The following is a 21,969-nucleotide window of genomic DNA, read 5'->3' on the forward strand; positions in this document are numbered from 1 at the left end:
CGTCAATTTCCCGGAATGCCATGATCCCCATTTTTATCCGAGGGGACTTATAATTATAGGATCGCCTCGCCGTTTCGAGCGGTATCCACACAGCCTTCCGCACCGGTTCCAGAGCCGGATGTCACCCGATCTCTGTCGTCACTTCCGTGCGACCGCGGGATCGGCAACGGCTCCCGTCGGAGGACGCAGTCCGAGCACCCGCCGCAGGTCTGCGGTACCGAAGTTCTTTGCTGCGAGAGCCCGCTTCTCGATGACATGCCAGGAGAGGAACGCGAGAGCGAGCGCTGCCGGGAACGAGAGCCCGCAGAGCGCCGGAAGGAGGAGAGTGTTCCCCGTTACCTGAATCAGCATCTGCTGGACCGGGTAATGGTAGATGTAGATGCCGTAGGAGAAGTCTCCCGATCTGCCGAAGTTGTTCAGGAGCGGGATCGGGAGGTGCGCGGCGTAGATGACGAGGTAGGGGATGGCGAGCATCCCGGCAATGGACGGGAACGGGTAGGGTGTCAGGGCCGAGAGCCCGAGCACCAGCAGCAGCCCCCCGGCGACGACCGGCCGGTAAACGATACGTTCCCGGTGGAGGTAGAGGAAGGCCCCGATGAGGAAGTAGAGGGCGAACCGGATCTTTGCCATCCGGGGATCGTCGAACCAGGCAGCCCACAGGAGGACGTTTACGGCGGCGAGGGCAGCGAGGGCGCCCCACCGGCGAAGGAGCCCGGCGATCCCGAGGGCGGCGACGACCCCATACAGCAGGACCTCGACGGGAATCGTCCAGAGCGAACCGTTGACGTAGGTCCACGGGTTCTCCTGAAAGAGGCCTATCGCCGACCCGTCCTCAAAGAACGGGATGGTAGAGAGCCCTGCCGGGGAGAAGAGGGCGGCAAAGTACTCCGCCGGAGATAGGGTCGTCATCAGCGGGCCGATGACGAAGAGGGTGATGAGGATCGCGAGGACAAGGGCCGGAACGACCCGGAGGAACCGCTTCCAGGCGAACCGAAGCGGCGATGCGGTCGACTCCCAGCTTGCCGCGATCAGGTAGCCGCTGATGACGAGGAGGGTGGCAAGCCCTGTCAGTCCCATAAGCAGGACCGGGTCGGTGAGCCCGATGCCCGTATAGCCGAGCCTGAGCGCGTAGGCGTGCGTGACGACGATCATCGTCGCCGCGGCGAACCGCAGAAAGTCGAAGTTGTTCGAGAACCGAGCCGCACCGCCGGGAGTGCTTCTACCCGCCGGTGCCGCTCCCGGGTGCTGTAGATCCATGATTAATCCAGGTAATTTCTCAATTATTCTTCGACAAATATTAAATAGTTAGTCAAATACTCTCCAGCATGAACCTCTCGGTCGTCGCCACGTTCGCCGTCGTCGCCCTGCTCGAGATCGCCGTCCCGCTCGCGCTCGGCTACTGGATCGTCAAAAGGTTCGGTGTCTCATGGCGGATTTTCGCCCTCGGCGCACTCTTCTTCATCGCCGTGCAGGTCGTCCACGTCCCGCTCGTCTTTGTAACACAGACCCCGCTCTACCTCGCCTTCCTGCCGTTCGGACCACCAACCGCCGTCGCCGGTCTCGCCGTCTACCTCGGCCTCCTCGCCGGGCTCTTTGAGGAGATCGGCCGCTACCTCGTTTACCGCTACTACTTCCGACGTCGGGAGATCCCCCTCACCCGCGAGAACGGCCTCCTGTTCGGGACCGGGTGGGGCGGCGTCGAGAGCATGTCCGTCGCGCTCATCGTGATCGCGGGCATGCTCTCCTACATCGTCCTCACGAGCGACGGAGCGACGATCCCCCTGCCAGACGACCCCGCCGTCCAGGCCCAGATCGATGCCGTCCGGGCCCTCACCCCGCTCGATATCCTGCCCGGGCTTGCCGAGCGGATGATGACGATCACCCTGCATATCGCGTGGTCGCTCCTGGTGCTTGCCGCCGTTGTCTACGGCAGACCCCTGCTCCTTGCTCTCGCCGTTCTCTGGCACGCCGCCGTGGACGCCGTCGCCGTCTACCTCGCCCAGACGCAGGGGATTCTCGTGACCGAGGCGGCGGTCTTCGTCTTTGCGGTGCTTGGTCTCGTGTATATCCTGTGGGAGTGGCGGCGGATGGGGAAACGGGTCCCTGCCTAACCGCTCCACTCGTGCAGGTAGCCCCGGCGCTCAAGCGGTTTTCCGTCCGCGAGGACCACCCGCTCCGGTATGACCTTTCCGATGATGTGCGCCTCGACCCCAGGGATCGGGAAGATGGCGGGAGGGGCGGAGAAGAGGAGTTCGAAGTCCCCCCCGCCGTAAAGCGCGAGTTCTCTCGCCTCGTCCTCCGGGACCCCGGCCGGGAGCGGGAGGCGGGCGGTCTCGACGGCAAACCCGCGGTCGTTAACCGCCAGAAGGTCGTGGAGCGAGAGCGCAAGACCGTCGGAGATGTCCATCATCGCCGAGACCCCGGCCCGCCCGAGGACCTCGCCCTCCGCGACCCGGGGCTGCGGTTCGAGGAGTTCCTTTCTGTGCCGGTCGTAGCCGGCGAGAGCGGCCTGGGCTTCTCCGAGCGGTCCCGTGACCGCAATGACATCGTTTGGCCGCACTCCCCGCCTTCGCACGAGGTGCTCCGGGGCGACGGTCCCGAGCCCCGTGCTCACGATTGTCAGTTCCCGGTGGGCGTCGAGGTCCCCTCCCACGATCTCGGCGCCGAACGCCGCGCAGCAGTCCCGGGCGCCTTCCATGATGTCAAAAAGACGTTCCGGCCGGTCGAGGCCGACCGCGAGGAGCACCTCGCCCGGTGTCGCTCCCATGCTCGCGATATCCGAGAGCGTGACCGCCACCGCCATCCAGCCGACCTGCCAGTCGGTCATCCCGGCAGGAAAGTCGGTCGTCTCGTGAAGCATATCGGTGCTCGCGACCGCGAGAAGGTCGCCGCAGGGGATGACGGCGCAATCGTCCGCAAGGCGCTCAGGATCGATGATCGTCCCGATCAGCCGGTGCAGGGCCCGTTCATCCACCGCGGCGCACCTCCTTCTCCCGTTCGCTCCGGTACTCTTTGAAGAGGTACTCGACCCGCTCGGCTTCCTGTTCGCGCAGGAACACCTTCTGCTCCTTCTCCCACGCTCCGAGCGCCTCCTCTACGGCCCCGGTCTTTGCCGCTCCGGTCCTGCCCCGGATGTCCGGCCGGACGGCGTCGGCCGGAAGGAGGGGGAGGTCGGCCTCCCGGGCGATCCGGACAAGGTGCGGGTCGGGGGGCTCCCCGCCGACGACCAGTGCCCGCACGCCCGCCCCGGCAAGGTCTTTCACCACACCCCGCCCCCAGCCGTGAGCCCGCGAGACATAGAGGATATCCCCGGTGGAGACCCCGATCCCCTCCTGGAGGTCCCGCACCCCGTCCCGGGTGAGAGAGTCGAGCACCTTGAGCGGGGTGTAGTCCTCCGAGACCTCGATCTTCGCGACGGCCCGCATCCGTTCCAGGCGTTTCTTCAGTCGCCTGGACCGCCGCCGCTCGCTCCGGAGTTGCTCGCGCAGGCTCTCGATGGTTGCGTCCTTCGTCGCCAGTTCCGCGTCCCGCCGGACCTTCCGCTCGGTCGCGGAGCGTGCCCGCTGCAGGTCCTCTCGTAGCCGTTCCCCCTCCCGGTCGCGCTCCCGGAGGTCTTCCTGCAGTTCCTGAACGTAACTCCGGAGTCTTTTGACCATCCCGTCGAGGGCCATCACCCGTTCATCGTCGACCGGTCGTTCAGGAAGAGTCTCTTCGGGGGTTGCGGCGGCCGGCTTCGGTACCACCGCCCCTCCTTCAAGGTCCGCAAGGACCGTATCGAGAGGCTGGCCCCGGAGGACCCGCGCCCGCACCTCGTCGAGATCGACTCCCGGCCGCACCCTTTTGGCGATGTTCCGGAACTTGCTCTGGAGGCTCCGGTAGGCGTCCAGCGCCGCCGAGAGCGAGTCGCGCTCGTGGTCGTTCGTGTAGGAGAACCGGGCGGTCAGGTCGTACTTCGCCTCCACCGAGAGCGACTGCCTCGGGGTGTAGGGGATGGCGTTGAACGCCCGGCGGATCTTCTCGACCGAGTAGGGCATCTGCTGGACGTCGGAAGCGACGATGAGCGGTTTCCCGGCATGGTAGAGCTCCTCGATGATATCGGACATCGTCATCTGACGGGAACTCGTGAGGAGGACCAGGTTCCCGTCGAGGTCCACAGCGGCGATGCCGGTGGTCGTTCCCGGGTCAAGTCCGACGATCAGATACCGGGGGCGGCGGGAGAGCGGTTCGAACCGTATCCGGTCGAGTTCCCGCCCCGTCACCCGGACCTGCACGTCGGCGCCCCGGGAAGAATGGACCGGGACCATGTCCCGGGGAGCCGTGACCCGGAAGGCGACCCTTGAAAATCCGCCGAAGGCTTTTGTCTCCTTCTTATCGTAGTCGATCCCGGCGTTCCGGAGTCGGGCCTCGATCTCCCGGGCCTTCTGCAGCACGGCGCCGTGGATCTTTCGCACGTAGCGGTTCTGGCTCCACCCGCCCCGGCCCGGCGAGCGGTGTCTGCTCACCACGATGTCGGTGGTGTTCTCGAACGCGATCACCTCGACGCCCGCCCCGAGGGCGGCCACCCGGGCGGTGGTCCGGGCCTCGGCATAGGGGTCGAACCTGTTGAAACTGATGTTGTAGCGGGCGGCGACTTTCCCGAGGCTTTCTTTCCGTTCGCCGCCGGTCACCTGAACAAGTTTCGTCGAGGGAGGAAGCGCCTGCAGGAATCGGTGGAGTTCGTGCTGGTCGGCGGCGATCTCCTGGAGGCTGTCCACCGCAAGGATGTCGGGCTGCTCCGTGGCGAGGAGACGCTGGAGCCGGAACCCGGTGACCTCCTCGACGCCTTGGACCTCGCCGTCTTCCACCCGGCAAAGAGCGTAGACGGGCCGCCGGGTACGGGAGCGAACCGAGCCTTTGATGATATCGATCCCGAAGACCTTCACTCCACCACCCTTGCCAGTGCTTCGTCGAAGGCATAGTCCAGGCCGTATTTTCGTTTGAAGTACTGGAGGATGTTCTCGATATCTCGCGCGAGGATCTCACCGGCGTTCGGGTGGGCGGTCTCCACCCACTGCGGCCAGTCGATCAGCCAGCACTGCTCCTCGTCGACCATGACGTTGAACTCGCTTAAGTCGCCGTGGACGATGCCGAGGCGGTATGCTTCGCGGACGTTATCGAGGATCCGGTCGAGGATGGCCTGCGGCTCCGCAAGGGTTGCCCGCGAGAGGGTGACGCCGGGAACAAACGACATCACTACGACGTGCCGGTTCTGGTCGATGGGGAGCGGCACCGAGACAGCGGAATGAAGGGTCTTTAAGGCGTCGTACTCCATCTTTGCCGAGTTGCTGGAGGCAAATATCCAGGGGCAGTGCCCGGTCTCCGGCATGTAGCCTCGCTTTACGCGGGCCGACTGGAACGACCGCTGTCCGACCCGGTGGAACTTCAGTACGACGACCCCGAGTCCCATCGCCTCAAAAACCTCCGATTCTTTACCGACGCCGATCAGGGTCCCGAGAGCCTGGACGGTGCCCCGGCGGGTGAGGGTGTGGAGGGCCAGACTGTCGTAGCCGTTGAAGACGAGTGCGTAGCCTTCGTAGGGGACTTTCTCGTACCTGACCATGTCCATGGCCATCAACCTGCCCAGCCGGTAAGATAACTCGGACTCGGAGAACCCGGTCGCCGACTTGAGCACTTCGAGCGGCACCCACCGGTACCGCCGCATGAGACGTTCGAGAGCAAGCAGGATCCGGAGTTCGTAGGAGTGCAGGGATCGCACGTATTCTGCAGGAACGGGCATCTTCTACACCATTTATGTGACCAGGTGATAAAAGGATGATCGAGGATACATGCGATGCAGCAAGTGCCGCCGTGATGCGGTCGTCTACCAGCGATACTCCGGGCTGCACCTCTGCGAACAGCACTTCAACCAGGACGTTGAAGCGAAAGCAAAGCGGGCGATCCGGGAGCATCGCTGGGTCAGGTCGGGGGATACGGTGGCGGTGGCGTTCTCGGGTGACGGCGGCTCAAGCGCCGTCCTCTTCTTCCTCCATCAACTCCTCCGTGAGCGCCGGGACGTCCGGTTGATGGCGATCACCGTGGACGAGGGAGTTTCCGGCTACCGGAACCCGGAGCGGGCCCGGGCAACTGCCGAGCACATCGGTGTCCCCTGGGTTATGGCTTCGTTTCGTGATGAGTACGGGGCCGCGTTCGACGAGAAGTTTTCCTGCCGCGCTACACTGCGGCGGACGCTGCTCTCCCGGATCGCCCGAGCCGCGGGCGCAACGAAACTCGCCTGCGGGTATAACCTGGATGACGGGGCCAGGTCGGTGCTGGAAGCCGTTCTCCGGGGCGATCCGGGGAGGCTCACCCGTCCTATGCGGGAGGAGGAGAACGCAATTCCCTGGATAAAGCCCTTCATGTACATTCCTGAGTGCGAGGTGGCGCTTTACGCTTCCCTCCACGTCGAGGGGTACGACCCTGCAGGCTGTCCCTGTGCGGCCGACGCCCTGCAGAATGACGTCCGGGAGCTCCTCGACGACTACACCTCCCGCCACCCGGCGACGAAGTACTCGCTCGTCAACCTCGGCGAAGCCCTCCGGGAGATGGTGGAAACACCCGCAGATGAAGGGTCGGAGGTTGAGCACCGATAGGTGTGCGGGCCGTACGGGGAGGTCTGCCGGACCTGCCGGGTCCTTGATGGGCGGCAGGGTGGGGCGCGGCTGAACCGCAACCCGACACGTTGGAGCGGCGTCCGCTCCACTCAGGTGCTCCCTTCTACCGCATCAGCAGGCACCCGCCGGTCACGTCGGCGAAGATCTCCATGAACTGCTCGGGGTGGTTCAAAAACGCGACGGACCGGGGCCGCCCGATGAGGTCGTAGAGCCCGACTTCTTTCTCGATGCCGATGTCCGGGACCTCCACCGGGTTGCAGTAGCGCACCGGCGGGGCGTCGGGGTAGTGCGGGTTCTTCACCAGGGCCCCCCCCTCCATCTCGTAGTAAGCGGCGCCCTGGAGGTCCACGTAAGGGCCGTAATTGCTGGAAAACTCCGTCGAGACCAGGTTCGCCATCGCAAGGTCTTCCCGACCCGGGTTGATGGTCACATGACCGTACCCCGGCGGGATCAGGATCTTGTCGCCGACGGTGCCCTCGATCATCACCACGTCGCCGGCGTTCTCGGTCTGGAGGAGGTAGTGGCCGGTCCCCGAAAGCACCTCGTAGATCTCCGGGTAGAGCGTCCCGGCCGGGTTCACGGTGTGGTAGTGTCCCTTTGTCTTGACATACTCCCCGCAGAGAGTCCGGGCCGGAATGACGGTGATGTCGTAGCGGACATGGTGCTGCCGGAGCCACTCCTGATCGCTCTCGGTTCTGGCGAGATCCCGGTACATAAAATAGAGGGGCTGATCGGAGGTGCAGCCGGGATCGGCGAGAACCACTCGCATTTCTTCGATTGTCCTCACCTGAGGCTCCGGTTTTGGCCCGTCCCAGTACCCGTTCATCACTTTTTCTTACGGTACACGAATATATAATACCCTGCTCCGATGACGACGGCCGCAACAATGACGATGAAGACCGAACTCGTGAAGGCGGCACTACTCTTCTGCAGTGCGACCGGGACCTTCATCGTGTCCGAGATCTTGCTGTTGTCGAGTTCGTCACGGTAGCGGATCTCGGAATCGATCCCGTATTCCTTCTCGGTGCCGTCGCTGTCGATGCTCACTTCGAACCGTGCCGTTGCGGTCTCTCCAGGGGCGAGGTCGCCAAGGTAGGCGGTGTCATCGCTGCTGGTGAAGGGGTCAACGGTGCTGATCCGGGCCTGGGCATTGTAGGCCGTTGCATCGCCGGTGTTCTTATACACGACCTCAAGGACGCTCTTGCCGCCCAGATTGAGTGTTTTCATCGGGGAGACAACCTCAAAGGCGATCTTTCCGCCGACGGGAAAGCCTATCGTCACCGGCTTGGAAGTCACGGTCGTCTGCTCGTAGTTCTCATAGGTGACCGCGACGTCCAGCGGATACGACTGGGGCTCGGCGCTGTTGGCGACCGAGACCTTGAACTTCACGTCAACCACTTCTCCGGGCTCGAACGTCCCGAGGTAGGCGCTGCCGTCGGTCGGGATGAGCGGGCTTGCGCCGTTCCTCACGATCTTCGCGACGGCGTTGTGTGCCGTGTCATGGCCGATGTTCTTTAAGGTCAGGTAAACGTAGCCTTCCGTGCCGACGTTCAGCGACTCGGACCGCACGTCCGTGACCTCGATGCGGAGATCTGGCGTGACCCGCACCGAGAGCGGCAGGGTCACGGTCTTTGTCTGGTAGTTGTAGCGGAGAACGTCGCTCCCGTACTCTTCTGCATCCTGCAGGTATTGGTAGGTCACGAGAAGCGGCAACGTGTAGGTGCCCGGTTCTGCGGAATCCGCCACCTTCACGTCGAATGTGGCAGTCCGGGAGGCGCCGCCCATGATGTCGCTCAAGAACTGGGGGTCCGTCTTGACGGTGAACGGTGTGTCGTCGCTCTTGAGCGCCACCGTGACCAGTTTCGCGGTGTTCGGCAGATCATCGGGGGCGATGAGCGTCGAACCGACGATCTTGTGGGTATTTACGCCGCTGTTGGATAGAACCACCGTCAGACCTGTCTCGGCGCCCGGTGCGAACTCATTGGTGCCGGCTATCGTAGCAGATAGTTCAGGGTTTCCATAGAGGTACTTGACCCCTGCCGCTGACCCCGGCACAGCCAGGAGTGCCAGCAGGAGGAGCAATACTGTTGCATGCTGCCAACGCATCTCTTCACCTTGTTGTTTTTTTAACAACAACATTTATTGCTGAACAGTATATATATATGCTGGATGAAGGTTCCCCGAGATATTTCAGGTGCTCTTCTCGAATCTCTTAAAGCGTTGGGACTTACGAAGTACGAAGCCCTTGTGTACATCGGACTCCTCCGGGTAGCTGGTGCGACCGCGACGGAGGTTCACGAGACCTCCGGTGTACCGCGCGCGTCCGTCTACCCGGTCCTGGACCGACTCATCGAGAAGGAGCTGGTCAGTGTTTCCCACACAACGCCTAAGCGGTTCGATGCGATTCCCCCCGACCGGGGTATCGAGAACCTGATGCACCGGATCGAAGCCGATGCAGAGAGCGCTAAACTGGCCCTCGATACAATATACCGGGAGAAGGGCCCGGAAGTCCGGGGGAACCAGGAGTTGATCTGGACGATCTATGGCGAGGAGAACATCAGGACCCGCCTTGCCGATATGTTTAAACATGCGGAACAGAGCGTGGCGATGCTCGCAACGTGGGAACTTCTTCAGGGGAGTGTGCTTGAGGTCCTTACGTCCGTTCCCGAATCCGTAGATGTCGAGATCGTCACCGATTGCTGGAAAGGCGAGCAGCCGCCCCGATTCCGGATACGGCTCCCGCTTTCCGAGTCCTTTCACGAGGTCCGTTCCGCGCAGGGAAAGCCCCTGCCGTATGAGAGGTCCGGCGTCTTCCTGGTAGACAACACCCGGACACTGGTCTGGCTGGGCTCGAAGAGCGAGCAACCCTCAGCCCTTTATTCAGAATCTGCGGGGCTCGTCCAGTTCGTCAGGCGGCACCTTGCGAGCGTCACGGAGCACATGAGTGCCGCGGGTCAATAATCCTCCAGGTAGCCCATCTCCCGGATATCGATCAGTCCTTTCAGCGCCCGGGTCACGACCGGCCTTCCTGCCTCCCTGACGGCTGCCATCGCGTTTGTGCCTCCGACTATCGCCACGCCCATGTATTGCGGGCTTACCGGAACCCCGAGCAGGGGGACGTTCGGGGCGCCGACGTCCAGGATGCCGGAGAACCCGATAGCCGAGAATTCGTCGAGCACCGTCCCCACGAGTTGTTCGGCCTCCATGTGGCACTCCCGGATGTTTGCAAGGATGCTGCCGTTCCCGTGGCGCATGACGCCGAGGATCGAGGTGGTCTCCTGGGAGATCAGGACCTCGAGGGGGTCGAGCGTGGTGTCGCGGTAGAGGATCATGCTCGTGAACCGTTGCGCGACCCTTCCGCTGACTTCGACGACCCCCCCGCCGATCGGGTTGAGCGGGATGCCGCGCTGGAGGAGGAGGGCATCGAGCGTGATGCTGCACAGCGTGCAGATCCCGTGATGGCCGTCGGGCACAATATAGCCGCCGACATGTTCTCCCGGTTCGGAGACCCGGATCCGGTCGCTGATGGTGATGCCTGTTCTGTGGGCCTCTTTCATGATGGCGAGCGCAAACTCGAGGTCCCGGCTCTCGATGAGCGAGAGGTTGTAGATAATTGTCCCGGCATCCTCCTCCGGGCGGTAGGTCACCCTGAGCGCGTACTCCTCGATACGGTGATTGGTGAATTTCAGGGGGACATGCATTATACGATCTCTTGTGCGGCAGGGGAAAAAAGGGTTGCTTTCGGTGATGAGATCTCAAGGGTGTTTCCACGGCCCCGGGGCGGTACCGGGCGGGGTAAGTGGTGGGTGCCCCTCGAGAGATGACCGGGTAAGCGTGACGGCACGGAGTGCGTCCTCCTTCGGGCAAATGTATTCTTGGACCGCGTCCGGTGCAGATCTCTGTATCGGCGCCCGTATAACCTCTGATACGAGGCAAGCATGACGAATGAGATGCGGAATCGAGTTGCGGAAAGATGTCCGAAAATAGTGGGGTTAGGGATTACACGACGGTGTTTAGCGTATCGACCAATTCAGTCAGCATATGGAGGAACTCATCGATGGACATCTTGAAACTTGTGAGCATCCCCCGTTCCTCGGCGGGGAGATCGTGAACGGATATCCCGTTGACGTGAGCCTGAATCTGCTGGAGTTTGATCCGGGTATCTACAAACTCGGGTTTCGCCAGTTTTAGTTCTGATTTTGCGCCGGTCATATCTTTCCTGTCGGCGTACTCCTCGGCTTTGAGCATATGCTCCATGCCGTCGGCAAGATCGGTTCTCACTACATTGCAGAGGTCTTTTGCCGCCGTGCACATCACCACGCACGCATCGATCGTCCGCTTCTCTTCATCGTTTGCCGGCTCGATGGTGTAGAGGACCTTCACTGCCTCATCGAGATCGACCTCCGCACCGGCAAACTGGGCTTTAATGAATCCAAGGTTTTCCCGGTTCCATTCCAGATCTTCGACCTCTGCTATCTTCTCATCGGCCGACTCTATCAGTAGGGTTGCCTGTTCCAGTTTTTTTTCCGTATCAGAGATACAGCCGCATACTAGAGCGACGGTCAGAAAACAGAGGATGCAGAGAGTAAAAAGTTGTTTTTTTGCCATTCACTCGCCTTGATGCAACTAACGTCTATTGGGGTAATATTTTTTTCGAAAAGCACGCAAACGTGCCGGAGCCGGGAGTTACGCTGAATCTCTTTTAATCGGAAAAAGGTATCTTTATCCCCTGGAGGGCATTCCCGGCAGAACACCTTCTCCTCCGGGAAGGTGCCCTGAGCCACTCCGGCCGTCCTTATTTTTTATTTCCGTCAACCCGCTCATAGAATCTCTAGATTTTGTTCCGGAACCTCATCCGAATTTTTATTGACATCCACTCGAAGAAATCACGACCCACGGCCGCTCTCACGACGCAACCGTTTGCCTGCTCCTGTTGCGAACTGATGATTGACTCTGATAGTGCGCGGTCCGCCTGCCTGACCGACTCCCAGCCTCCGCTCTCCACGCCAGCCGGCCGACGAAAGGGAAAACTAATTCAACCTCCCTGTGGTATTGTATGGTGAATGGAGAGAGGGACTCGGGAAAAAGCCCGGAACGTGCTGAAGCGGATCCTTGTCGCGGCCTCCTACGATGTCGAAGAGGTCGGCGAGCCGCTGGATCTCTCCGCAATCGGGAGTGAAGACGCCCTGGTGGTGCTCTGCTCAGACGACCCGGAGACGATTAAATCTTTCGATTCGATGACCTACCGGCTACGCACCGGCGACGATGATGTGGTCTGCAGGAAACTGCTCTTTGCCCTTGATCCGGCGGTGCTGCAGACGGAGGACTGCATCCGGTGGGGTGCGGACGAGTTTGTCCGTTACGCGGGCAGGGCTATGCTTGCGGAGGTGCTCGGGCAGAACCTGATCCTGGACTTCGGCGAGCCGGCCCCCGTGATCCGGAGCGACCCGGCAGATCCCGCCTCTCCGCCGGAGGCGGAGGGTCCGGAAGCGGGGCCCGACCTGCCTCACCTCCCCGCCCAGGTTACTGAAAAGCGCGCCTGCGGCATCGCCGGGCTGCACGGGTCTGCGAAGTGCCGGTTCATCCCGTACTGGAGTTACCACTATGTGAGCACCGGCGAGCGCGAGGTGAAGGACCGGCTGGTCTCTTTTGATTCCGAAGCATCCGGGGCCATAAATGCCATCAACGGCTTGAAGATGGAGATCCCCCCCGGCGCCGTCGAGCGCGGGCCGGTCCCGTTCGGCTCCGAGATCTCATCGGCGCGGCTCGTGCGTGAGGACGTCGAGGAGCAGCTCGTGCGGGATGTCATCGACCGGCTCACCCAGCGGGTGCGATTCCGCTACGAGAAGGGCGATGCCATCTTCTACGAGGAGAAGACCCTCAAACCCGACCGGAACAACATCAAGGTCGACCTGGAGATCATTTACGTGCCGGTCTGGCAGGTGCGGGGAGGAAGCAAGATCGTCGAGATCAACGGATCCACCGGCGAAATCCTCTCGATGCCGATGGACGAGGGCGTCGAACTTCTGTAGGTAACCATGATCGTCGTCATCGGCGGCGGACCCGCGGGAAGGTTCGGGGCGATGCACCTGGCACAGGCCGGGAAGGAAGTCCGGCTCATCGAGCAGCGCAGGATCGGCGGCCAGTGCCTCCACGAGCGATGCATGCTGGTTTGCGCCTTAAACGACGTCGCGCGGCTCATCGAGTACGCCCGGACCCAGAAGGACCTCGGCATCCTCGACTCGGTCCCGGCCGTCTCCTATCCGATGATCCGGAGACGGGTCTGTGAGGTCCAGGAGAAACTCTCCTCGGTCCTCGATGCCGAGACCCGCGCGGCGGGTGTCGAGGTCGTCTACGGGGCCGAAGGCCATCTGGAAGGCAGTCGGGCCTTCATCGACGATGAAGAAATCCGGGCCGATGCGGTCCTCGCGGCCACCGGGTCGCGGGCGGCAATCCCCGCTGTCCCCGGCACCGATCTTTTCGGCGTCTACACCTACCGGACGCTTTCGGCGATGCCCGACCTCCCCCGGCGTATGGTCGTTATCGGCGGCGGAGTGGCGGCAGCGGAGTTCGCGCATATATTCCGGGCATTCGGGTCCGAGGTTGAGATCGTCGCCCGGCACGGGCTGCTCCGGGACCTCGATCCGAAGGTGCGCTCGGCCGTTTTGCGCGATCTTGCCGGGGTTTGCATCCGCGAGGGGACCCCTGTCGCGAGTATCGAAGGTGCGGGAAGGGTCCGGTCGGTCCTCCTCTCCGACGGCGGGGAGATCGAGGCCGATGCCGTCCTGCTTGCTACCGGGCTCGTCCCCCGGTCGGAATCGCTGCAGGGTCTCCGCAAAGGCCCGGACGGCGCAATCATCGTTGACCGGCAGATGCGCACGAGCGTGGAGAACGTTTACGCCGCCGGCGACGTCATCGGCCCGCCCTATCTCACCCCGGCCGCCCGGCGGGAGGGTGTGGTGGCGGCCGAGAATATCCTCGGCCGCGACACCGTCATGGACTACGAGGGCATCCCTCAGGCGCTGAGCCTCCGCTACGACTACGCCTTCGCCTCGACCGGCGCCGACGGGGGCGTCACCCTCTCGGCCCCGGCACCTGCAGGCCCCGGCTCGTTCTGGGACGTGACGAAGGGCTGGGCCGGGCTTACCCAGATCCGGGTCGATCCGGAGACCGGCTGCCTTATCGGGGCCGCTGCCGGCGTCCCGGGGGCATCGGCTCTCCTTTCTTACCTCGGCTACCTGATGAAGCGCGGCATCACCGTCTACGATTTCGACGATATCGTCGAGGTCCACCCCTCGACCGACGGCGTCTCCGGACTCTCCCGCTACGCTGCCGGAATGCTTCGGAAGAAAAAGGGTTGAACTGTTCCGGCAGGCTTCTACAACTGCCGGAGCATCTGCCCGAACTTCGGGATAAAGTCTTTTTTCCGGGACATGACGCCCTCAAGCCGGGCGGGCTGGTCCCGCAGGTTCAGTTTATTGATGCAGGCCTCGTCTCCGGCGGCGAAGAGGTCGCTTGCATTGCTAAAGACATTGGTAAAGAGCGCTAAGAAGCAGTCGACCCCCATCGTCGTCCGCAGGTGTTCGAGCTCGGCGCGGATCTCGTCGGCACGGGTCTCTGCGAACGTAAACGACGACGCCATCACCTGAGACACCATGATGCTCCGCCCGAAGAGGTTGTAGCGCTTCATGTCCCGGGTGAGGAGTTCCTCCATCGGGAGGGCGTCGAGATCCATGCCCCTCTGGATCAGTTCGGGCCCGAACTCGGCCGGGTCGACGCCGGCGATCCCCGCGAGGTAGTCCGCCGCCCGGATATCCCCCGGCGTGGTCGTCGAGAGTTTCATCACCATCGTATCCGAGAGGACCCCCGCGAGGAGGAGGCCGGCGGTCGACGGCGTGGGCTCCACGTCGGCCTCGATGAACTTGGTCGTCACGATCGTCGAGGTCGATCCTACGGGATCGTTGAGGAACTTCACCGGCTTGAGGGTGGATATTGCGCCGAGGCGGTGGTGGTCGATGATCTCCAGGATGTCCGCCTGTTCGATCCCGTCCACGGCCTGAGAGTACTCATTGTGGTCGAGCAGGATCACCGACTTCTGGACGTCCTGCATCAGCGTCGTCCGGGATACAAGCCCGATGTGCTTTCGGTTTTCATCGACGACACATGCCGTCCGGAACTTGGAGTTTGAGACGACGCTTTTTGCGAACTCAAGCGAGTCTTCCATCCGCACCGTGGGAACGTCGGTCTCCATGATCATGCTCGCCGGCAGGGAGAGGCTGATCATCTTGCCGACGCTGAATGCGTCAAGCGTCGTCGCGAGCACCGAAGCCCCTCTTTCCCGGGCGGCGGCGATCACCCGCTCGCCGACCGGCGCCCCTTCGGCGATGATGAGCGCGGCGACCCCTGCCGATATCAGGGCAAGTTGGGCCGGTTCATTATCCCCGACGATCGCGATGTCGTCCGGCGTCATCCGGGAGAGGGTGACGTGCAGAGCATCGATGACGGTGTAGACCCGGCCCTCCCCGAGCATTTCACGCGCCGGCACGACGACCCGGGCGTCGAGGATGCGGGCGAGCGTTTCAAGCGGCATCGGGATGAGCGAGAGCCGCTCCCGGGGGTTCTTCCGGACGTATGCCCGGGCGAGGCCGTACTCGCTGACGAGGCCGACCAGCGTCTCCTCTTCGTCCGTGATCGGCATGTTCCGCATGTCGTAGGTATCCATCAGGGCGGCGACGTCGATCGTCGGAACGTCCTTCCTGACGCTCCGGGTATCGAGCGGTATATCGGACACGGCGGGCTCGACGCTTGCTATGTAGACCGGCGCCTCAGCGTTGAACGTCTCGAGCGCAAAACTCGTCTCCGCATTTATCTCCCCGCACCGCGCGGGGATGTACTTCCCCGGCTCGGCGTGGTTGCGGAGTTCCGCGTAGCCGATGACGCTGCAGATGCTGTCGGTATCGGGCTGCTTGTGGCCGATGATATAGATGTTGTTCTGTCCCATGTTTCCTCGGACCCCCGTCGTCAAATGCTTGTTTTTAGAGGTTATCTCTCTGCCGTCAAAGGCTTTATGCCGAATCGCGGGAGCAGGGTTGAAGCAGGAGTTCCCATCGTTCTCCCATGTGGACTCACGACCGTCGAAGACGAAGCAACTCCGGGGCTGTGCCGAAGCGGCCCGACAGATCTTCGAAGGTGACGGACCCCCGGGTCGCAGTTCGCTCGTACCTCCTCTGGCCCTGGAACCGGGCCTTCCTGCCGTATTTTTCGGTTTGCTCATCTCTTCCGAGAATGATACGGCCACTTTTGATTAAGACCGAAGTGAATATCCTTTCTTTAAGGTGGAGTGCAGATGGCCGCTTTCTTCCCGAAGGGGTGCCTCGGTGCCGTTGCAATTGGGGACGGGTATCTGTGGACAGGCCCGTGCATTGTACGGGCTTTTCGTCCCTGATCTCTCACTACAGGAAGAATATATATGGAAAAAGAAAAGGAGAATAACCCCATTTCCCTGCTTCGCCGTTTTGCCCGGCCATATAAGGGCAAATTCGCCGCTTCGGTTTTTCTGGCGGTTCTGGGCGTTGCCTCGGGGCTTGTTCCGTATCTCGCCGTGGCGCGGATGGTTGTCGGGCTGCTCGCCGGGGAGGGGGGGATCTCGTTTTATCTGTTCTGGTGCGCCGTCGCGGCGGCCGGATACCTGGGCAAGGCGCTGCTTGCAAACTGGTCGACGACGATCTCCCATACCGCCACGTTCATGACGCTGCGGGACATCCGCAAAAGCCTGGTTTCAAAGCTTTCCCGGATGCCGATGGGCGCCCTGCTGGACACACCCTCCGGCCGGTATAAGGACGTCATCGTGGACCGGGTAGAGGGGCTGGAGCCTACCCTTGCGCACATGCTGCCCGAGATGACCGCCAGCATCCTTGGCCCGATCCTGCTGTTCGTGTTCCTTTTTGTGCTGGACTGGCGCATGGCGCTTGTATCCCTCATTACGTTGCCGGTGGGAATGATCTTCATGGTGCACGTCATGAAGACCTATCCTGCACAGTATGCCGGGTCGGTGGAGGTCGGAAAAAGGATGAACAGCGCGGTGGTGGAGTATATCGGCGGCATCGAAGTCATCAAGGGGTTCAACCAGAGCGCCAGATCCTACCAGAAGTATGCCGACGCCGTCAACGACAATGCGGCCTATTTCTACAACTGGATGAAGAGCTGCCAGCTTCCGCACGCCGCGTTCTTCGCCATCTGCCCCGCCACCCTTACGACCGTACTGCCGATCGGCTTCTTTTTTTACGCGAACGGCAGTCTGCCGGCGCCCGAATTCATTACCGTGATCATCCTCTCGCTCGGGATTATTGGGCCCATTCTCACTGCCATCAACTTTACCGACAGCATCGCCGCGATGGGGACGGTAGTGCAGCAGGTGGACGACATCCTCTCCGCGCCGGAGCTTGGGCGCCCCACAAAGGACGCGAAGATCTCCGATCCGACCATCGCCCTGAAGAACGTCTCCTTCTCCTATCATGAAAACAGCGCCGAGCCCGCGCTCTGCGGCGTCGACCTCACGATCCGTCCCGGCACGGTCACGGCGCTGGTCGGCCCGTCCGGCAGCGGAAAGTCCACCATCGCCAGGCTGATCGCGGGCTTCTGGGACGTGACGGAAGGCGAGATCATGATCGGCGACGTCAATTTAATGGAGATTCCCCAGCGCCAGCTTTCGAGCCTTATCTCCTACGTGGCGCAGGATAACTATCTCTTCGACGATACCGTCCGCGAGAACATCCGCATGGGCCGACGCTCGGCCTCCGACGCCGAGGTGGAGGCTGCCGCAAAGAACGCCGGATGCGACGCGTTCATCCGCGGGCTGGAGCACGGCTACGATACCCGCGTCGGCGGGGCGGGCAGTCACCTCTCCGGCGGGGAGCGTCAGCGCGTCGCCATCGCCCGCGCCATGCTCAAGGACGCGCCCATCGTCATCCTTGACGAGGCGACGGCTTACACCGATCCCGAAAACGAGGCGGAGATCCAGCGGTCGGTGTCCAGGCTGGTGGCGGGAAAAACACTGCTTGTTATCGCACACCGGCTCTCCACCGTGACCGATTCCGATCAGATCGTGCTCGTAAATAAAGGCAGGGTCGAGGCGAACGGAAAACATGAGGAACTGCTTGCCGCTTCGGAACTGTACCGAACTATGTGGCAGGCGCACATCGGCGTAAGGGATGGTGCATAAGGATGATAGGCGTATTAAGAAAGATCTGGGCGTTTGCAGGCAACAAGCAGAACGAGATCAAAAAATCCGTGATTATAGACTTTTTCAACGCTGTATTCTACGCGTTGATGTTTGTCGCCATCTTTGTCGTTTTGAACGCGCTGGTCACAGGAAGTACCGACATGCGGGTCGCCTGGGCGGCGCTCGGCCTGATGCTGGCAAGCATTCTCGGGAGGATCGTAACGCGGTACTTCTCCATGCTGCAGCAGACCAACGCGGGCTACTTCATGGTTGCCGAAAAGCGCATTCGGATCGGCGACAAACTGAAGGTTATCCCGATGGGGTACTTCAACCAGAACAGCCTGGGGAACATTACGGCGATGGCCACGACGATTCTGGGCGACGTGGAGAATCAGGCGCCAAGGGTTCTGGTGCTGGTGCTGGGAGGACTGATCACCACCGTGGTGTTTACCCTGGCAATACTCCTTTTCGACTGGCGGATCGGCCTCGTCGTGGCGGCCGGCCTCCTGGTGTTTCTCTGGACCGCGTCGCTTACGGAAAGGCGCTCACGCAGCGATTCGCCCAGACGTCAGGCCGCGCAGGAGGGGCTGGTGGAAGCCGTGCTGGAGACCGTCCAGGGTATGGGCGTCGTGAAAGCCTTTAGCCTGGATGCAGAGCGGGACAAAAAAGTGGACCGGGCCATCGAAGAGAGCTGTGCGAAAGAAACAGCGCTCACGAAGGCCCTGACGCCGTATAACGCCCTGCAGCAGGTCGTGCTCTGGCTGTTCTCGGTCGGGATTATACTCGCGTCCATTCTGTTTTACCTCGGGGGCAGTATGACGCTTGTCGTCTGCCTGATGATGCTGATCGTGTCGTTCGTGGTCTTCGAACAGCTTCTGTCTGTGGGAAACGGCGTGGCCCTGCTGCAGCTGACGGCGGCCTCCATCGACCGGGCCAACGAGATCGACAGGGTGCCCGTGATGGGCGAGGGCGGGAAGGCTATTGCGCCCAGGAGCTTTGACATCGAATTTGAGAATGTCGGCTTTTCCTATGGGAAGCGGCCGGTGCTCCAGGACGTGAACTTCAAGATCCCTGAAGGGACCACGACGGCTATCGTGGGGCCGTCGGGCAGCGGCAAGACGACGATATGCAACCTGATCGCGCGTTTCTGGGACGTGGATTTCGGCAGCGTCAGGATCGGCGGGCGGGGCGTGCGGGAATACACTCCGGACAGCCTGCTCTCAAACATCAGCATGGTGTTCCAGAACGTGTATCTCTTCAACGACACGATCGAGAACAATATCAAATTCGGCTCTCCGTCTGCGACTCACGAGCAGGTGGTGGAAGCGGCGAAGAAAGCCTGCTGCCACGACTTCATCACGGACCTGCCGGATGGCTACGATACCGTTCTCGGGGAGGGCGGCGCCACCGTATCGGGCGGCGAGCGGCAGCGCATCTCCATCGCCCGTGCGTTGCTCAAAGACGCACCCATCGTGCTGCTGGACGAGGCGACCGCGAACGTGGACCCGGAAAACGAGGACCAGCTTCAGCGTGCCATTGAATCCCTGACAAGGGAGAAGACCATCGTCATGATTGCCCATCGCCTGAAGACGGTCCGAAACGCCGACCAGATCCTTGTACTGAACGGCGGCAGGGTCGTGCAGCGGGGCACCCACGAGGAACTGCTTTCCCGGCCTGGCTTTTACGCCGATTTCGTGGATGCACGCAAGAAGGCGATCGGCTGGAAACTGGGCGGGACTGTCCCGGCCGCCGGATGACGGGGAGGAGGAAGATGATTCCGCTTAAGGGTGTACAGGAGACGATGCTGATACCCCTTGCCATTAAGGCAAGCGAAACAAAACGGCCCAATGCAAGGATTCACGATCTCAAGGCTGTGGAGATCATAGAAACGTTGAACCTGGATACTTCCAGATATGATAAATTCATGAGCCACGAGGGGGTCGTGGCGAGGACCATTCTCTTCGATGAGGCCGTCAGGCGCTATTTGAAAAAATATCCCCGATCTGTGTGTATTTCTATCGGCTGCGGCTTTGATTCGAGATTTTCAAGAGTTGACAACGGAGTGCTGACCTGGTATGATCTGGACTTCCCCGAGGTGATCTGCGCCAGAAAACAATTCTTCCCGGAGCAGGAAAGGGTGCATTTGATAGCGAAATCCGCTCTGGATTCTTCATGGCCCCTGGAAGTAAAAAAAGGCGAGAAAACCATTATTCTCCTGGAGGGGGTGCTCATGTATTTTAACGAGGAGGAGGTAAGGCAGCTGTTACGGATTATAAAAGACAATTTCGCTGATGTCATATTGCTGGCAGAGTTGATGCCGCCGATTTCAGCAAAAGGCAGCAAGTTGCATGATACCGTCAAAAACACGGAGGCTACCTTCAAATGGGGCGTAAAGTCGGGGAAAGAGGTCGAAAAACTCTGCGATGGCTTGAAGCTCGTTGATGAAAAGAGTTTTAATTGCGAGATGAAAAAACACTCTCTCAGAGGCAGACTGTTCGCCTCCCTTCCTGTTATTCGAAATTTTAACGACCGGCTCGCTATCTTCACGTTGAATTGGAGAGGACAGGATGTTTAGTTCACAATCCGCACTCCTCCGGCACTTTGCATCCAATTGCATTCGTATTAACGAGAATAACAAAAATTACAACTGATCTCTGACTCCGGTCCTCCGGACAATCGCTGATTGGGTAGACCCCGTAGGGGAAAAGGAATGATAAGCGCCCTTATCTTTCTCATCGGCCTAAAAGCGGCTAAAAACGACATTACTCAGTGTTACGGCGAATCATTCTATAAGGATTTCAAGGCCAGAGCAAAGCGGGAGTACCGGGCGATACGCCCGCAGGTGCCCGATATAGGCGACAGCATATTCAAATTCAACTATGCTTTTACCCCCGCGTACATTGCATGGTATCGGTCGTTCCGGGTCATGGGGCTGGACAGAGCCGGCACTGTTGAGTTGATCTGGAGCATAAACGAAGATATGATTCGGCTCATTCCGTCATGGCTGCTAAAACGATATGGGACGAAAATATACCTTGGCGGGTTTAGAAAGAGAGCGCCCGGGCATGCCGTGAAGTCGGCTCAAAACGACCTGCATAAATATGATTACAAAATCCGGTTTCGTGAGATCGACGGCAACGCCTTTGAAATCGATATCTACGCATGCGGGATGAAAAAGTTATGTGAGAAACTGCATGCTTCGGACCTGTTGCCGGGCGTTTGCCGGCTCGACTATCTGGTCTCTCACTATATGGGCTGCGGGTTTTACCGGACCAAAACACTCGGTGACGGCGACGATTGCTGCAATTGTCGATACGAGATGATGGGAGACTGTGCGTGGGAGCCGGAGCGGGGATTCGAAGACAGGAAATAATCTATGAGGGAAGAGGACGTATTGAAGAAAAATAGGCGCATTGCTAAAATTGAGGTTAGAAACCTCTACCCAGGGGTGATCCCTTGAACGATGGGATAATTTGCCCGTGGTGGGCAGGGCATATGCTGGCCGGTCCGGTGCGCGGGCTGTTTCACAGCCCCTACCGCATAATAAAGCCTTATCTATCCGAAGGCATGACCGTCATGGACGTCGGCTGCGGGATGGGGTTTTTTACTGTCCCGATGGCGAAGATGGTCGGCCGCACGGGGAGGGTTATCGCCGTCGACATTCAGCGGCAAATGCTTGCGGGTATGGTTCGGTATGCAGGCAGGGAAACTGTAGCAGACCGGATTGAACCGCACCTGTGCGGCGCGGATTCCCTGCGCGTCGAACGGTGGAACGGTACGGTTGACTTTGTCCTTGCTTTTATGATGCTGCACGAGGTTTCCGATCAGGAGCGGATGATCCGGGAGATGCACAGCGCGCTTAAACCGGGCGGCAGGCTCCTGTTCGCGGAGCCGGTCATCCATGTCGGCAAAAAGACGTATGACGGAGAACTCTCCGGAATGAAAGCCGCGGGTTTGCGCGTGGCGACCGTCCCGAAAATCCCGATCTGCAGGGCTGCCTTGCTGGAAAAACCGTGCTGTATGGATGAGGGGGTCATCGAATGCCCAGTTTAACATATCGGATTACGGAACGATTGATTGCTTTATCCGGGGCCAGGC

The 21,969-nt window shown here is 60.9% G+C and carries 19 protein-coding genes; 10 read left to right on the top strand and 9 right to left on the bottom strand.

Going from position 1 to position 21,969, the window contains the following annotated elements; all coding sequences use genetic code 11:
- Positions 1-138: 138 nt before the first annotated feature.
- Positions 139-1,257: an acyltransferase family protein gene (locus BRA42_RS03480; protein ID WP_292410080.1), complete on the bottom strand. Its 1,119-nt coding sequence runs from the start codon at positions 1,255-1,257 to the stop codon at positions 139-141.
- A 68-nt stretch (positions 1,258-1,325) separates the two neighbouring features.
- Between BRA42_RS03480 and BRA42_RS03485 the strand changes: the two genes are divergently transcribed.
- Complete coding sequence (locus BRA42_RS03485; RefSeq protein ID WP_292410078.1) at positions 1,326-2,111, top strand: YhfC family intramembrane metalloprotease; 786 nt, start codon at positions 1,326-1,328, stop codon at positions 2,109-2,111.
- On the opposite strand, the gene thiL is transcribed toward BRA42_RS03485, so the two are convergent.
- From thiL to BRA42_RS03500, 3 genes are read right to left on the bottom strand one after another with little or no spacing between them, the layout of a single operon-like run.
- Positions 2,108-2,974 (bottom strand): thiamine-phosphate kinase, encoded by an 867-nt coding sequence (thiL, locus tag BRA42_RS03490; protein ID WP_292410076.1) that lies wholly within the window; start codon positions 2,972-2,974, stop codon positions 2,108-2,110. The two genes, BRA42_RS03485 and thiL, sit on opposite strands and share 4 nt — an antisense overlap.
- A complete protein-coding gene (locus BRA42_RS03495) occupies positions 2,967-4,922 on the bottom strand; it encodes a DUF460 domain-containing protein (RefSeq protein WP_292410074.1) in 1,956 nt (651 codons plus the stop codon). The genes thiL and BRA42_RS03495 overlap by 8 nt, the downstream gene beginning before the upstream one ends.
- Positions 4,919-5,776, bottom strand: a complete 858-nt coding sequence (locus BRA42_RS03500) for a serine/threonine-protein kinase RIO2 (RefSeq protein WP_292410072.1) — start codon at positions 5,774-5,776, stop codon at positions 4,919-4,921. The genes BRA42_RS03495 and BRA42_RS03500 overlap by 4 nt, the downstream gene beginning before the upstream one ends.
- Positions 5,777-5,825: 49 nt before the next feature.
- On the opposite strand from BRA42_RS03500, the gene BRA42_RS03505 reads away from it, so the two are divergent.
- Positions 5,826-6,629, top strand: coding sequence for an ATP-binding protein (locus tag BRA42_RS03505; RefSeq protein WP_342770723.1), 804 nt, complete (start codon positions 5,826-5,828; stop codon positions 6,627-6,629).
- A gap of 124 nt (positions 6,630-6,753) precedes the next feature.
- On the opposite strand, the gene BRA42_RS03510 is transcribed toward BRA42_RS03505, so the two are convergent.
- Together BRA42_RS03510 and BRA42_RS03515 are read right to left on the bottom strand one after the other, a co-directional pair.
- Complete coding sequence (locus tag BRA42_RS03510) at positions 6,754-7,476, bottom strand: glucose-6-phosphate isomerase family protein (protein ID WP_292410067.1); 723 nt, start codon at positions 7,474-7,476, stop codon at positions 6,754-6,756.
- Positions 7,476-8,756, bottom strand: coding sequence for a COG1361 S-layer family protein (locus tag BRA42_RS03515; protein ID WP_292410066.1), 1,281 nt, complete (start codon positions 8,754-8,756; stop codon positions 7,476-7,478). The genes BRA42_RS03510 and BRA42_RS03515 overlap by 1 nt, the downstream gene beginning before the upstream one ends.
- Before the next feature lie 63 nt (positions 8,757-8,819).
- Between BRA42_RS03515 and BRA42_RS03520 the strand changes: the two genes are divergently transcribed.
- Positions 8,820-9,611, top strand: coding sequence for a TrmB family transcriptional regulator (locus BRA42_RS03520; RefSeq protein ID WP_292410065.1), 792 nt, complete (start codon positions 8,820-8,822; stop codon positions 9,609-9,611).
- Here BRA42_RS03520 and BRA42_RS03525 read toward each other — a convergent pair.
- On the bottom strand, positions 9,605-10,351 hold the full coding sequence (locus tag BRA42_RS03525) for a DUF128 domain-containing protein (RefSeq protein WP_292410063.1): 747 nt from the start codon (positions 10,349-10,351) through the stop codon (positions 9,605-9,607). The genes BRA42_RS03520 and BRA42_RS03525 overlap by 7 nt on opposite strands.
- Before the next feature lie 298 nt (positions 10,352-10,649).
- Positions 10,650-11,258, bottom strand: a complete 609-nt coding sequence (locus BRA42_RS03530; protein WP_342770724.1) for a hypothetical protein — start codon at positions 11,256-11,258, stop codon at positions 10,650-10,652.
- 455 nt (positions 11,259-11,713) lie between these two features.
- On the opposite strand from BRA42_RS03530, the gene BRA42_RS03535 reads away from it, so the two are divergent.
- Positions 11,714-12,682, top strand: a complete 969-nt coding sequence (locus tag BRA42_RS03535) for a hypothetical protein (RefSeq protein WP_292410060.1) — start codon at positions 11,714-11,716, stop codon at positions 12,680-12,682.
- A gap of 6 nt (positions 12,683-12,688) precedes the next feature.
- Positions 12,689-14,011, top strand: a complete 1,323-nt coding sequence (locus tag BRA42_RS03540) for an NAD(P)/FAD-dependent oxidoreductase (RefSeq protein WP_292410058.1) — start codon at positions 12,689-12,691, stop codon at positions 14,009-14,011.
- A gap of 17 nt (positions 14,012-14,028) precedes the next feature.
- Here the strand turns inward: BRA42_RS03540 and BRA42_RS03545 are convergent, their stop codons facing one another.
- Entirely contained in the window at positions 14,029-15,651 is a 1,623-nt protein-coding gene (locus BRA42_RS03545) for a putative manganese-dependent inorganic diphosphatase (RefSeq protein ID WP_292410056.1), read from the bottom strand.
- A 468-nt stretch (positions 15,652-16,119) separates the two neighbouring features.
- Between BRA42_RS03545 and BRA42_RS03550 the strand changes: the two genes are divergently transcribed.
- The 5 genes from BRA42_RS03550 (at position 16,120) to BRA42_RS03570 (ending at position 21,924) form a co-directional block, all read left to right on the top strand.
- Positions 16,120-17,871 carry an ABC transporter ATP-binding protein gene (locus BRA42_RS03550; protein WP_292410054.1) on the top strand — a complete coding sequence of 584 codons (1,752 nt, stop codon included), beginning with the start codon at positions 16,120-16,122 and terminating at the stop codon, positions 17,869-17,871.
- A gap of 2 nt (positions 17,872-17,873) precedes the next feature.
- Positions 17,874-19,628: an ABC transporter ATP-binding protein gene (locus BRA42_RS03555; protein WP_292410052.1), complete on the top strand. Its 1,755-nt coding sequence runs from the start codon at positions 17,874-17,876 to the stop codon at positions 19,626-19,628.
- A 14-nt stretch (positions 19,629-19,642) separates the two neighbouring features.
- Positions 19,643-20,446: a class I SAM-dependent methyltransferase gene (locus tag BRA42_RS03560; protein ID WP_342770725.1), complete on the top strand. Its 804-nt coding sequence runs from the start codon at positions 19,643-19,645 to the stop codon at positions 20,444-20,446.
- Between the two features lie 135 nt (positions 20,447-20,581).
- Entirely contained in the window at positions 20,582-21,244 is a 663-nt protein-coding gene (locus BRA42_RS03565) for an L-2-amino-thiazoline-4-carboxylic acid hydrolase (protein ID WP_292410048.1), read from the top strand.
- A gap of 122 nt (positions 21,245-21,366) precedes the next feature.
- Positions 21,367-21,924, top strand: coding sequence for a class I SAM-dependent methyltransferase (locus BRA42_RS03570; RefSeq protein ID WP_292410046.1), 558 nt, complete (start codon positions 21,367-21,369; stop codon positions 21,922-21,924).
- Positions 21,925-21,969: the final 45 nt, after the last annotated feature.

Origin of the sequence: Methanoculleus sp. UBA374, from assembly GCA_002508705.1 — an archaeon.
Lineage (GTDB): Archaea > Halobacteriota > Methanomicrobia > Methanomicrobiales > Methanoculleaceae > Methanoculleus > Methanoculleus palmolei.